10 protein-coding genes are annotated in these 13,759 nt (G+C 63.5%); 4 read left to right on the top strand and 6 right to left on the bottom strand.

Annotated elements, in window-relative coordinates; genetic code table 11:
* Positions 1 to 2,244 carry an FAD-dependent oxidoreductase gene (locus tag E4M00_RS01545; RefSeq protein WP_135118811.1) on the bottom strand — a complete coding sequence of 748 codons (2,244 nt, stop codon included), beginning with the start codon at positions 2,242 to 2,244 and terminating at the stop codon, positions 1 to 3.
* A gap of 146 nt (positions 2,245 to 2,390) precedes the next feature.
* Between E4M00_RS01545 and E4M00_RS01540 the strand changes: the two genes are divergently transcribed.
* The gene (locus tag E4M00_RS01540; protein ID WP_135118810.1) at positions 2,391 to 4,169 is read left to right on the top strand and encodes a glycoside hydrolase family 35 protein; all 1,779 of its coding nucleotides are present in this window, start codon (positions 2,391 to 2,393) and stop codon (positions 4,167 to 4,169) included.
* A 205-nt stretch (positions 4,170 to 4,374) separates the two neighbouring features.
* Here the strand turns inward: E4M00_RS01540 and E4M00_RS01535 are convergent, their stop codons facing one another.
* Positions 4,375 to 7,005 (bottom strand): helix-turn-helix transcriptional regulator, encoded by a 2,631-nt coding sequence (locus E4M00_RS01535; RefSeq protein WP_135118809.1) that lies wholly within the window; start codon positions 7,003 to 7,005, stop codon positions 4,375 to 4,377.
* A gap of 163 nt (positions 7,006 to 7,168) precedes the next feature.
* Positions 7,169 to 8,449 (bottom strand): threonine/serine exporter family protein, encoded by a 1,281-nt coding sequence (locus tag E4M00_RS01530; RefSeq protein ID WP_240036826.1) that lies wholly within the window; start codon positions 8,447 to 8,449, stop codon positions 7,169 to 7,171.
* 607 nt (positions 8,450 to 9,056) lie between these two features.
* Here E4M00_RS01530 and E4M00_RS01525 point away from each other — a divergent pair.
* Positions 9,057 to 9,650, top strand: a complete 594-nt coding sequence (locus tag E4M00_RS01525; RefSeq protein ID WP_135118807.1) for a hypothetical protein — start codon at positions 9,057 to 9,059, stop codon at positions 9,648 to 9,650.
* Positions 9,651 to 9,874: 224 nt separating this feature from the next.
* Here the strand turns inward: E4M00_RS01525 and E4M00_RS01520 are convergent, their stop codons facing one another.
* Positions 9,875 to 10,204: a hypothetical protein gene (locus E4M00_RS01520; protein ID WP_135118806.1), complete on the bottom strand. Its 330-nt coding sequence runs from the start codon at positions 10,202 to 10,204 to the stop codon at positions 9,875 to 9,877.
* Between the two features lie 235 nt (positions 10,205 to 10,439).
* Between E4M00_RS01520 and E4M00_RS01515 the strand changes: the two genes are divergently transcribed.
* On the top strand, positions 10,440 to 11,291 hold the full coding sequence (locus E4M00_RS01515) for an SAM-dependent methyltransferase (protein WP_135118805.1): 852 nt from the start codon (positions 10,440 to 10,442) through the stop codon (positions 11,289 to 11,291).
* A gap of 247 nt (positions 11,292 to 11,538) precedes the next feature.
* Positions 11,539 to 11,982, top strand: a complete 444-nt coding sequence (locus E4M00_RS01510) for a hypothetical protein (RefSeq protein ID WP_135118804.1) — start codon at positions 11,539 to 11,541, stop codon at positions 11,980 to 11,982.
* Positions 11,983 to 12,043: 61 nt separating this feature from the next.
* Here the strand turns inward: E4M00_RS01510 and E4M00_RS01505 are convergent, their stop codons facing one another.
* Entirely contained in the window at positions 12,044 to 12,544 is a 501-nt protein-coding gene (locus E4M00_RS01505) for a GyrI-like domain-containing protein (RefSeq protein ID WP_204772946.1), read from the bottom strand.
* Between the two features lie 421 nt (positions 12,545 to 12,965).
* Entirely contained in the window at positions 12,966 to 13,571 is a 606-nt protein-coding gene (locus tag E4M00_RS01500; RefSeq protein ID WP_135118802.1) for an HAD family hydrolase, read from the bottom strand.
* Positions 13,572 to 13,759: the final 188 nt, after the last annotated feature.

The following is a 13,759-nucleotide window of genomic DNA, read 5'->3' as shown; positions in this document are numbered from 1 at the left end:
TCAGCTGAACGCCCGGATCCCGGCGACAGTCACGCACTCGGCGCCATTCGTCGCCGTGGCGACAAGGCGGAGCGCCTTCACCTGGGCTGCCTCATCCCAGCGGTGAACTCGCCGGCGCACACGGTTCCCCAGTACGGTCTCCGCGCGGACCCACCCGTCCTCGGTCAGGAAGTCGATTCCGTAGTCGCGGACGACTTCCGGGACGACCGGGAACGGGGTGCGGTGATGGTGGAGATTGACGAGGTCCTCGTCGACGTCGTCGTTGAAGAGAACTTCCACGGATCTGACCGACTGTGGGTCATCCCACGTCAGGACAACCGATTCGCCGTCTTCGCCCAGCGGTCTCGACGACCAGAGCTGCGGTCCATCGAAGGGCCGCTGGAATCCGCCGGAGACGTGTGCAGCGGCATAGGCGTTCGTATCGGGTGTCACCCGGATCGCTGGTGCGCTGCGCCGCATCTCGAACGCCGACCAGGCGTTGCTCTGCGGGCCGTCCATCTGGAACCGCGGGGTCCGGCTGACCAGACCGAGCACGCCGTATGGGGCGGACCGGGGGAGGACGACCAGCTTCAGATCCGGATTCCGATCGATGACGACCACCACGTTCTCGGGCTGATCGGGCGTGTAGTCGAATCGCGCCGTCACCCAGGAGTGACCCGGGTGCTCGACCCGTGCTTCCGTTGCTGAGACCTTCTCGACGGGGATATGGTTCTCGCCTCCGTCGGTGCGCCAGAGCTCGATGAGAGCCAGCGTCGGGCGAGAGGCGTCGAGGAGCAGCTGCACTGTGTCGATGCGCGGATCGGCAGGGATGATGATCCCGATGTCATGCCCGTCGAGGGTGACGGCGTGGGGCTGCTCGTCCGGGCGCGGTTCGACGTCGATCGACGTGATGGTGCTCGAGGCGGTGACCTGGGCTGTGAGTGCGAGGTCGCTCGGGTCCGTCCAGGGTCGTCCGACGATGGACGCATCAGCGCGTAGCAGCGCCGTTTGAAGTTCCCCGAGACGTTCCGTCGCGAGCGTGCGGGGGGTGACGCCGTGGCGCACGCTGAGTGCCGCCCCGGTGCCGGCGGCCTCACCGGTAACGGCGCAGGTGGCCATGACCCGCGTGGTGCCGAAAGCGACGTGGGTAGCAGAGATATCTCGTCCGGCCATGAGCATGTTCGACACATTCTTCGAGTACAGCGCCCCGAACGGAATGTGATAGATCCCTTTGGTGAACAAATGCTTGGAGCCTTCGTCGACGGAGTACATCCCGCCGGGCGGGTGCAGGTCGATGGACCAGCCGCCGAAACCGATGGTGTCAGGGAAGCGCACTTGGTTCATGATGTCGTTCTGGGTGAGGATCGTGTCGCCGATGAAGCGGCGATACTCCCTCTTCCCGGGCACGGAACCGACCCACTCGAGGGTGAGGGTGTCCGCGTCGTACAGGCCCGAGTTCTTGATGTGGTCCCAGATGCCGTAGACGACGCCCCACAATTCGTCGCGGATGGCTTCGTTGTCGTCGACGGCGTCGAGCTCTCCGCCCCATTCGATCCACCAGTAGTCGCACCCGTTGTCCGTAGCGCGCACTCTCCGGTTGTCGAGGATGCTGGTGGTGCTGATGTCCTTCGCGATCGATGGCGGAACGAACCGCACTGGCTCGCCTACATCCTTGGAGTAGAACAGGATGGTGCTGCCGAGCATGTTCGAGTCGGGGATCTCTGGAGCCCATTCCTCACCGAACTCGGCTGCTGCCTCTCGCCCGGTCATCGCCCAGGCGCCGGCCAGGTGGCCCACGATGCCGTCGCCCGTGGCGTCGATGAACATGGCACCGACGAACGTGATCAGCTTCTCAGAACCCATCTGCCAACCGGTGACTGACCGGATGGTGCGGTCGGAGTCGGCTCCGTCCGCATCCACATCACGTACATCGGTATTCAAGTACATGGTGATCAGCGGCTCAGCTCGAACAGCATCGAGTACCACCTGATCCCAGAGGTGCGGGTTGCCTTCAGGGTTCCGGTACTGGTTCTCGATGAACAATTCGCCCATGATCCCGGTTTCGCGAGCGAACTTCTGCGAGCCGTGGGCGGTAGCCCCACACACCCAAACCCGCACTTCGCTGCTGGAGTTCCCGCCGAGCACCGGGCGGTTATTGATCAGCGCCACAGTCGCACCCTCGCGAGCGGCCGCTATCGCCGCCGCTACTCCCGCGAGTCCACCGCCGATGACGGTGACATCGGATTCGACTGTGAACTTCTTCATCGGCTGTGCTCCCTCGGATTACCTGATTGAAAAAGAATATCAGGATAGCGCGCCTTATCTCGCCAAAGTTGCAAAAGAATTGCCAGCTTAAGGTACCTTGGCTTCCGGTATCGCGCACCGCACGCGGGTGCCGAAAGGAGAGTCCAATGGCGAGATTCGAGATCGGTGAGCATGATTTCCTGCTCGATCGGGAACCATTCCGGGTGCTGTCAGGCGCATTGCACTACTTCCGCGTGCACCCTGGCCAATGGGCGGACCGCATTCGCAGCGCGAAGGAGATGGGCCTCAACACCATCGAGACCTACGTCGCGTGGAATGAACATGCCCCCAAACGCGGCCAGTTCGATTTGGATGGCCGGCTGGACCTGACCCGGTTCCTGAGCCTGGTCGCAGCGGAGGGCATGTACGCGATCGTCCGGCCCGGCCCCTACATATGCGCGGAGTGGGACAACGGTGGCTTCCCAGGCTGGTTGACGAAGGAATGTGGAACCGAGCTGCGCCTTGATGAGCCGCGCTACATGAGGGCCGTCATCGAGTACTTCGCTCAACTGCTTCCCGTTCTCGAGCCGTTGCAGATCGACCGAGGTGGGCCAATCATCCTGGTGCAGATCGAGAACGAGTACGGGGCGTACGGTTCCGATAAGGCGTACTTACGCCGGCTCGTCGATCTCACTCGGGCCGGCGGAATCACCGTGCCATTGACCACCATCGATCAGCCCACCGATCAGATGTTGACTGATGGCGGCCTACCGGAGCTGCACAAGACTGCATCGTTTGGATCGCGTGCCACGGATCGACTGGCGACGCTCCGCACGCACCAGCCGACGGGGCCCATGATGTGCGCCGAGTTCTGGGACGGCTGGTTCGACCACTGGGGTGGTGTCCACAACACCACCTCTGCAGCGGGTGCCGCTGCGGAATTGGACGCGATCCTCGCGGCTGGCGCATCTGTGAACATCTACATGTTCCACGGCGGTACCAACTTCGGATTGACCAGCGGGGCGAACCACAAAGGCAGATACGAGCCGACAACGACATCGTATGACTACGACGCACCCCTCTCCGAGAGCGGCCAACGGACCGCGAAATATTTCGCGTTCCGGGATGTCATCGCGAAGTACGCTCCCGTCCCGTCGCTGGAGAGCGAACAGGGCACCACCAGAGCGCCGGTGTTCACCGCACCGTTCTGTCGTCATGTGCGAGTGTTCGACATTCTGGACAGAGGGGCTCCGGTAGTGTCGCGGACGCAGCACGACCCCCCGAGCATGGATGACCTCGGCGCGTTCCGGGGCTTTGCGCGATACAGCACAGTCACATCCGGCGGCGGAATACTCGAGTTCACGGAGGTGCGTGATCGCGCCCAGATCTACTTCGACGGGATGGCAGTCGGGGTGCTGCTCCGTGAGCACAACGAGACAACGATTCACCTCCCACGCGCGCTGAACGAAGGAGCTCGACTCGACGTGCTCGTCGAGGACATGGGGCGAGTCAACTACGGCTCAAGAATTGGCGAGAGCAAGGGCCTCATCGGTCCCGTCACGCTGATGGGCCAGGCTTTGAACGGCTGGAGTGTCGAGCTGATCGACGTCCAAGGTGCGTTGCCGCAAGAATTCGAAGAGGCACTCAACGACCCAGCCGTGATGCCCTCGACGGGTGGGAAGCCGTTGCTGTCCTCGGCCACTTTCAACCTCGGCGAGCCAGCCGACCTCCATTTCAGCACGAAGTCCCTAGGCAAGGGTGTCGTCTGGGTCAACGGTTTCAATGTCGGCAGGTATTGGTCGCGGGGTCCCCAGCAGACGATATACGTGCCTGGTTCGGTGACCCTCGCCGGTGCGAATGAGCTCGTGATCCTGGAGACGAACGGTGTCCCGCATCCTGAGGCGTGCTTCGTCGACGGACCGGCATGGAGCCCCCTCGAGAAATAGTTCGACCGGAGTGTGGTGACGTCGACGCACGAACCCGGATTCGGGACTTAGCGGTCACGTTCGCGGGTGCCGGTCATGATCGCTACCGATTTCGTCTTGAGTGCAAGAACTTGTTGGAAATCAAGTGGGATGTCGCTCCTCGACGGTCGCGCTCTAGTAGTGGCTATCGCGGGAGCTCGGCCACGACGAAGGTCGGGTCGGTTGGTCAGCCTCTCGCGAGCGCGGTGAGGTCGTGCCGGCTCGTGGTGCCGGTCTTCGCGTAGATGTTCGACAGGTGGAACCCCACGGTACTTCTCGAGATGAACAAGTTCCTGCCGATCTGTTCGTAGCTCAGCCCGGAGGTGACGAGAGCGAGAACGTCGCGTTCGCGGTCCGATAGGCGCTCGAACACGATCGGCCGCGCTTCCACCCGCGTACGCTCAGTGGACGCGAGTTGCTTGACGTACGGCACCTGTCCGAGAGCTCGGTAGGCCTCCACAGCGCTGTCTCTGGTGGTGGTGTCGCCGTCGATCCGTGCCCGGTCCGCGAGAACGTGTGCGGCAAGCAGCGGGATGTGCCCGATGTCCCCGTTGAGGGCATCGTCGAAGTGACGGCGTGCTCGCCCGGCCTGTTGGCGCTGCTCCGCGACGAGCCCTTGGAACCAGTGCTCGACACCGGTCATCCATGGAAGGTGGCCCTGGACCTGATGAAAGCTGCTGATGAGCGTCGAGGCTTCATCGAGGCGCCCGGCCCAGATCGACAGTGGGATCCGGTGGATGAGCCACAGTGGGAACCCGGGCCCTGTCCCGACGGCCGCTGGGCCGAAGTCACGCTCGAGATCGTCAAGTTCCCCCGCCTGTGCCCCAGCGTCCGCCCCTGCGTGTAGTCGGATCGAACGCGCGGTTGCGTACCAGAGGATGCCCTCGGCCCACGGCTGACGCAGCAGTCGCATGCGAACGTCCCGTAGTACGAGGTCGGTTGCGGCGAAGTCGCCTGCCCCGGTCGAGCCGATAGTCGTGATAGCTGATGTCAACGGATTCAGTATCTTTCGCTGCATCTCGCGAGCAGTACGGAACTTCACCTCTGCGAGTTGCCAATCTCCTCGCAGCCAGTGAGCGACGCCCAAGGACGAATGGGTGAGTCCATCTGCGACATCGATGATGCCGCGGTGAAAGCGTCGTTCGACCTCATCGAGGTCGGCAATGGCTTCCGAGAAGGCACCGTCGGCGACACGTGAGATGCCCCGAATCATCAGGCGGTAGGTGGAGCCGACTGGAACCTCGGTGGCCGCCACCGTCAATCCCTCCCAGTACGCCCTGAATCCGGCTGTGCCCGATCGGCGCGCATGCACGCGACCCTCTGCCAGCGTCTGGAAGCCGAGCAGCGCTGGATCATTTGCACCTGTTTCGCGCGCGCGAAGGAGGCGAGCCTGAACCCAGTCCGTCGGCTCACCCGCTCCCATGCCGGCGTATGCCGCAAGCACCTCGCATCTGTATCGAAGTAGTGGGTCAGTTGCTCCGGTCGGCTCGTCGAGTACCGGCTCGAGTGCGCGGATCGCGTCATGCCAGCGATTGTCGAACACAGCGAGCGCGCCAACGATCGAGGCGACCCTGTGGTCGTAGCCGGCTCGTTCGACTTCATGATCGATGCCTGCGAGGTCATTTGCGAGGATCCGCTCGAACAGGCCATCCAGATGTCGATCGCGACGGAGCCGAGCGTCCGCGCTGAGGCGGCTCGACCAGCCCAGTTGATCGGCGGCGGGGCGGAATGCACTGACTTCATGGTTACGCCGGGCGGCAGCCTCCAATTCATCCGCGAGATCCGGATCGAACTCATCAGCGGCGGCGACTCGATGTCCAAGCGCGGTGTTCAGGTCGGTCTCAAAACTGGCCGCCGACAGATGGAGTTCTCGCCGCTCATCCAGACTCATCTGTTGATAGACGGCGGCCAGAACAAGTTCATGAACCGGTCGGATCGAGCCGCCGAGCTCAAACGATGGTCGGTGGACGAGCAATCCTGCCTTCATGAGTGCTTCGATCGAGGCAGACGGAGCCCGGACGCCAGCGACGGCCGCAACGGTGGGGACTGGTTGCCAGTCAGTACCCAGAACCGCCGAGGCACGCAACAACGCGACCGCCGCGGGACCGAGCCGGTCGACTCGTTGAGCGACACTTCGGGCGAATTCTTGGGGCGCAGGCAAGAACGCCATTCGCGCCAGTTCGTCCGGGCCGCACTCCCTCAGAATCGAGGACATGTAGAGCGGGTTGCCGTTCGTCAGTCGCCACAAACGCTCCACAGTGGGCTCGTCGATGAACGGGTGCACAGCGCGCGCCATTGCGGTCGCTGATGCGAACGGCAGCCCGTCGATATGGAGCCGACGGGCACGGCCGCTCGCGACGAAGTCTTGCAGCTCCTCGTGAACGCCGAGGGGGAGCGGATGCATGGCCAGCGCCACCAGGAGCTCATCCCGGTCAACGCGATCCACCAATCCGAGGAGGGTGGCGACAGTCTCCCGATCGGCCCATTGCACGTCATCGACCGCGATGAGTACCGGTCTTTCGGCTGCGGCCGCGTCGAAGTGATCCCGCACTGCGTTCGCAACCACGAGCGGCGAGGCCTGCGGCGTCACTTTGACTCCGAGCCGTGACAGCGTCACGTAGGGTCGCCGGTCGCCCTCGGTACTCTCGATCATCGCCGAACCGAATCGCTCGCCGGCGTGCTCCACAACAGTCCGCAGCAGCGATGACTTGCCCGAGCCGGGCAAACCCTCGATGACAAGAAGGGTAGGGACGCCACCTCCGGCGGCGGTGAGCGCAGCATCGATCTGCTCGACCCGATCCGCCTCCAACCCAGGCATCACACTCCCGGACACGACATCGCTGCCATGATCTCTGCTCGAACTTGAGCCGAGGTCAGAGCGATTAGCATGCCATGGCTGAAACGATAGTGGCGGTGGAGGGTGGAGGGCAATCGATGCATGCCGCCGCTCGGTCCGCCATCACCGGCGATTCTCGACGTCGTCAGTCGTCGCGGGCTCCAGGCCGACATCGCCGGGGCCGACCTCGGACACGCCTCCGGCGAACTCGTGCGATCCGAGACGACCCGTGGCGTCCGGGTCCCGGCTCGCCCACCGCAGAAGAATCCTGCGTGAAGCCGACACCGACGACCATTCCGATGGCGATGGCAAGGAGGGAGGTGAGGCAGTTCAGGACGAGACTGCTCCCGCCCGGTGTCTGTTCCGCCGCCGTGGTGAGGCCGATAAACCCGAGGCCGCCCGGGACCAGCAGCCAGTACGCACAGGTCAGCATGACCGCCGAGGGTGGCGAGCTGGTGATCCGGCGGAGCAGACCGACCACGACGATGATGGCGACAGCGCCGACGAAGCCTGCAAGGGCAGCGCCGATGAAGAACCCGGCGAGAAGTTGGGCGCCGTACGCGACGGTGAGCGAGAGCACGATCCATGGCAGTGCACGGCGCGGCGCCACGGAGAAGAGATTGAAGCCGATGGCCGTGAGCAGGATGCCCAGCCATGGCGCCCACATGCCCAGTTGCGGAGGTGATTGTGTGCTTGGATGTGTGCCCAGAAGAGCCAGTGCAGCGTACACACCGAACACGAGCAATCCGAATTGTGCTGCCCCGTAAACCATCCGACTCGCCCCTGCGACCACTTGATTACTGGTCAGTTCCACCGCGGCGAGGGTGACCGTCAGTCCGGGAAGAAAACTCACCAGGGCGGGTGCGACGAGCCGGATGGGATCGTCGCCCACTATCGGCGCGACGAACCAGGCGGTTAGTAGGGTGAGCGCGAATGCGGTCAACGTTGGCAGCAGCAATGCCAGTGTGCGCACTCGAGAGCCGAGGACGGTCGTTGCTCCGACGATGAGTCCGAGCACGAGATAGACAGGGATCGCGATGGCCACCGGGTCGAGGACGAGTCCGAAGCCCACGGTGAGCACGGCATGACCGAGGATGCGTGCGAGCACCCCGAACCGTGGGCGCGTCGCACGAATCTGGTTCAACTCGGTCGCGACCTCGGACGGTGATGGTCGCTCCGCTAGCGCGCGCAGTGTCAGCTGCTCAACGCTGTCGGCCTGGTCGAGTCGGAGGGCAGGACCAGTGGCGGGGAAGATCGACGTTCGCTCATTCTGTTCGCGCGGATCCTCGATCATCACAAGTGTGGGCAGCACGAAACTACGGACATCTTTACGCCCGTAGGCGATGCTTAGTCCGCGCAGAATCCGCTCGACAGCGCTGGTAGCGCGAGACGATTGCAGGAGCGCTGCTCCGACGAGTCCGAGCATTTCTGACACGGCCTCAGAACGATTCGCAGGCTCAGTCGGTAGAGGCGCAGCCGGTCTCTCGAGGGAGAGGCGGACTCGATCGATCGCGAACATGCTCAGTGACACCCCTCTGCAATCGACCAAAGTCTCTGGTTCGCTGAAGCGCGCGATCTCGAGGGCGGCCACCAGCAAGCGGACCGAGAAGACAAATCGCGAGCAACCGGTTGCGATTGCGATGACGTTGTGGAAATGGCTGTCTCCTCAGGTGGTCGAGTAACTCGCGACGCCGCTAGACCAGAGTCAGGTGACTGGGCATCGCCGGGTGGCGGGAAAGTGTTACTGCAGAGCCTTTCCCAACTACAGCGGCGAGCGACTGCGGAAAATACACAGTTCATCGCTCCAAATAGGGATGCCATTGGCGAAAGGCGTCCAAGCGTGGTCCGGTCAAGCCTTGATTCGACCGTGGCTGCGACCTTCGGGCGACGGCGTGTGCACCTCTCGACGGGAGGCTCCGCGACGTTCAACAAACGAAACCTATGCATTCTGCGCAGTCGGCCGCGCGAGCCTCGACAGCACAGTTGTCGAGGGACATCAACGTCCCAGACTGAGACAGGAAAGAGAGAGATCCATGACCTCCAAGCACTCAAGGTCCCGCTCATTCGCGGGCGAGGCCTTCATCGCGATTACCGCGCTCACGCTCGTGCTCACGGGTTGTGCAGCCGCGTCCGCGCCAGCACCAACTCCGGTGAAGACGAAGACGGCCGAACCCACCCCGGCGCACACCACACCTGCACCCATCCCTTCGGCGATCACCTGTGATGACGTCCTTCCCACTGCCGTGCTCGACTCCGCGCTCGGAGGGACTTTCACCCTCACCACCTCTTACGTGCCCACCGCCGGCTCGCCCGCTGCCCAGATCGCCGGCGCGGGAGGGGTGGCCTGCGAGTGGACTGAGGAGTCTGGGGCGACGGTGCTCGCCGCCGCCGGGGAGCCGGGCGCTTCCATCACGGCGTCGGGAAAGAGCGAGGCTGCCAGGGCCGGAACGCCCATCGACACATTCGGCGCATCCCTGACGGCGTACCAGTCTGGACAGGGAGGCACTACGTTCGACATCTTCAGCGAGGCTGGAGCCTGGGTGGAGACCACGTCGTCGCTGTACACATCCCCCTCGGACGTGACGAGCATCGTCGAGCAGATCATGCAGGCCCTGCCCTCTGATTGACCAGGTCGGCGCACGCCCTGACCGTATGGCGGGCCCCTCAGCTGTTCCGCAACGTCCAGGACATCGATCCAAGGCAAGCTGATGCGAGATTCCCGTGGGCTGCTGCATCCGGTGGGCCTGGGGACGGGACGCTGATTGAATGTACGGCGGCAGCTCTCGCGATGATTGTCTCTGCCCTGGCTACGACTGGGCACGGGGTTGGCGCCCATGCAGCCGGTGTGGGCCTACCGCACAGAGATACTCGTTCCGTTAGTGGGGCCGCGCGTTCGAATTCCGCGCGTCGAGGAGCTGCAGAACCTCCGGGCCGGCAACGGCGTGAACGGCAAGAGCGTCAACCTCATCCGCGACCGCTTCACCGAGGTGCCTGCCACATTCATCTTCCCCGGGATCGACATCGCATCCAGCACCATGTTCGCCGGACCCTTGGCCAGCAGCTCGCCTCCCGATGCCTCCCACTGCACCTGCCGACCTACAACATCAACAACACCGCCGACGTTGAGGAGTGGCGGGGCATCGGGGAGGCGAGCTATCCGCTGATCCAGGTTGTCAGCCACCCACGGACCCTTGGGACGAAGGGAGAATTGCACGACCGCGACCCTTCCGATGTCGATTAGGAGGACAGAGATCGTTTGCTGGTCAGGGGGGTCTGCGATGCCGTTCTGCGGTCGAGTGGAGACCTCGTGAGGGCACAGGCCAGGCCCGCCCTCTTGCCGGAGGAGGGCAGGTGACGGGGCGGTGGGAGCAAGCGCTTACTTGACGGCTCCCCGAGATCCGCGCAGGATTGCGTCCATGGGCGAGTCGCATGAGGAAATGCTTCGTCACTACGAGCCGGGCGAACTTCTGCCGCGAATCGCGGCGGGGTTGCAAGCTCTCGGCAAGGACCTGGACTCGGTCACGTACGAAGATCTCGCGCCGGCCGACGAGTTTCACTCCGCGGGACGTTCGGCCACGCGCGCATTGGTGGAGCTTGCAAAGATTCCGCCAGGATCGCGAGTGCTCGACGTGGGCAGCGGGTTGGGCGGCCCCGCGCGTTACCTCGCCGCAACTTTGGGTTGCGACGTGACAGGCATCGATCTCTCGCCTGAATTCTGCGGGGTGGCCAACGCCCTTTCTCGGATGACGCGGTTGTCCGATCGCACCCGCTTTCAGGCGGGTGATGCCCTCGAGCTTCCGTTCGCCGCGTCCAGCTTCGACGTGGTGTGGACGATACAAATGCAGATGAACATCCGGGACAAGCGCCGCCTGTATTCCGGAATCGCCCGGGTACTCAGGCCGGGCGGGCTGTTCGTCTGCCAGGAAATCTGCGCGGGGAACGGCGAGCCGATCGAGCTTCCGGTCCCATGGGCGAGCCGCCCCAACCAGAGCCATTTGGCCGATGCGGAATCCCTCCGCGGGTTGATCCGCGGTGCAGGTCTCCTAGAGCGCACCTGGCGCGACATTACCGCCGACATCGTGGCGGCGCGCAAGGCACAGCAGGCGAAGGCGCAAGCGTCGGGTGCAAGCGGCTCCAGCGCCCCTCCTCCGCTTGGAATGCATCTCGTGCTGGGAGAACAGGCAGCCGTCAAGATGAGTAACTCCGGGCGCAACACCGACGCCGGGCGCACGGTGTTCATCCAGGGCGCATTCGACAAGCCTGGCTAGTGGTCCGATCCGCTGATCCCGCTGGAAAACTCTGTCGAAAGCACGGGCGCGGCGAATCTCCATCGATCGTCCAGTCAAAGGGCACATTCGGTCACGACGACCGAAATTCGCCCGCTGAGGGATCCGCTTCCGGACGTCCGTAGCGGGACCCGCTCGGGCGTCCGCTAATAACGATTGGGGTACGCTCACGCTCAGAAGAGCACCGGCCGTGAACTGACGATGGCATTCAAGGATGGGAGCCAGATCCGTGGGCGATTCGAAATCATTCCCTGACGTCGGAGCGCCAGTGCATCGGACGGGTCTTTCCGTCCGGATCGTTCTGGTCATCTTGTGGGCCGCACTGGCAGCTATGGGCATGTACCTGCTCTACAACGGCGCCGTGGAGAGCCTCTCTATTCTAACGACCGCTGACGAAACTGAACGGCTAGCGTCGGTCGGGAATATGCTCCTCGTCGGCGCGGCCCTCATCCTGGCCGCCGCAGCGATCGCCTTAGCGTTCAAGGTCCTGTGGTGGCAGGCCGCCCTCGTCGCTGCGCCCGCTCTGACCTATCCGCTGTCCGAGATCAACTGGATCTTCGGATATGTCTGGAGCATGGTGTCCCTCATCGTCCTCGTGCTGGGAGCCACCGCTGTTGTGATGAAAGCGTTCGGCCTCGGGGGCGACCAGCTTGATCAGCGGCCCTCAGCATAGCCGTAACTAGAAGGCGTCCGGTGTTCGTATGCGGATCCCTGAACGACCGCTGTCGCCCACGCTAGCTTCGAGTCATGAACGCCAGCTCGACGACCCAACGCGTCTTTCGCCGCTCCTTGCGTGGGTCAGTCAGATAGATCTCGCATCGAGAGGCGAAGGCTTCGCCCCTCGGATGCGGACGGGTTTCGAGCACCAGTCCTTGCTCGCGCACCCAGGCGTGTAGTCGACGGTTTGCCGCCATCGACTTCGCCCGGTACGCCAGCACCGCGTAATCGCCGGCAGGGAGCGATCCTGCTTGCACCCGCCCGTCGCTGATATCAGTCGCCCCGGAGGCCCCGACCTCGATATCCATGAGGCCGGACATGTTGACAACGTGGAGCCGAAGAAAGAAGTGCCCGGTGGGTTCGACACCATGGTCAGTGAGCCACGCGATCAGTTCCGCGAGCAACCTGTCCCGATTGGAGAGCATCGTGCGGAATGGCACGGTCTCGCGAATGCCGAGCGTCGGCACTTCCTGGCGACGCTCCAACCGCGGGCCACTCACTACATCGAGTTCGCCCATGTTCACGTCAGTAGTGTGCCAGATACCGCTACCCGGGCGCCTCTGCGTGGAACATGGGCCGACAAGCGAGAGCGAAATGAGGAAGGCCCAGCGACTGGTGTTCTGGACGCCCGGAGGCGGATCCGCATTCGGACGTCCGATGAAGGACCCCTTGTGGACGGCCGCTGTCGGAGCGGCCATCAGGCGCAGTGCGTAGTGTGTGGCTGGGCGGGTCGGCAACGTTTGCCGCTTCAAAGCGCCTTCCGCAGCTGCTGTATGACGACTTCATACCCGGAGGATCTGTAGAGAGCAATGGCCGCCTAGTTGCGGGGTGGATGACAGGCGGAATCCGGTCGCTGATGAACCCGGCCCAGTTCTCCTAGATGTCGGAGGCAGCCCTTGGCGAGCAGATCATCAGGTCTGCGCCGAGAACCTGAAACTCTTAGAACGCGTGCCGCCGAACTTCAACACCCGCCGCTATGAGGTGATCGCGAAGGTCCCCAACTCCTTCAAACAGGTGGGTGCGCATCAAGAGGCTATCGGCGCCCTTAAGTTTCGAGGCGGAGTCGTCGGTGAAGAACACTTCCGCGCCAGTCACACTCAGCGCATCGAGCACATGCCCGAAAGCGCGGACATCGGGCTTCACGAAACCGATGTCCGCCGAGTTGAAGATGGCATCGAACCGGCTGGCAATACCCAGTGCAGCGACCTCATCCGGGATGGTGTCGGTTCCGTTCGTCAGCACAGCCGTCCTGAGCCCCAAGCTGCGGACCTCGTCCGACAGATCCAAAACAGCCTCATCCAGGACCGCAGGTTGAACACCCCACTCTTCCGCAGCCGACACATTGCCGACCAACTCGCTGACCTGGCGCACCCAATCAGCTCTGGTGATCCTCCCGGTCGTGACCTCCTCGACCAACGGAGTCGCGAAGGCAACCCCTTCGATCGATCCAATAGCCAACCCGTGCTTGTGCTCGATGTCGGCCACATTGTCCGGGTCGAAGTGCCGAATGACGCCGTCGAGGTCGAAAAGCACAACGCGAATCATCCAACGATCCTCTCAGACCGCGGCTTGGTCCGATCGAGGATCGACTCCTTATCCATGTCGTTGGCGACCGATGGCAAACCGAGAGAAGTCGTCCGCTCGATGAGATCGTCGTCGCCTCAGCATCGCGCCCGCAGAGCGATCCTGATGCGGGCCGGCTATCCTTTTTGGGAGACGACGGTACAACTGCG

Source organism: Orlajensenia leifsoniae (assembly GCF_004570845.1).
Classification (GTDB): domain Bacteria; phylum Actinomycetota; class Actinomycetes; order Actinomycetales; family Microbacteriaceae; genus Orlajensenia; species Orlajensenia leifsoniae.
Note: the sequence above shows the minus strand (reverse complement) of the source record. Positions and strands in the feature narration are given on the sequence as shown.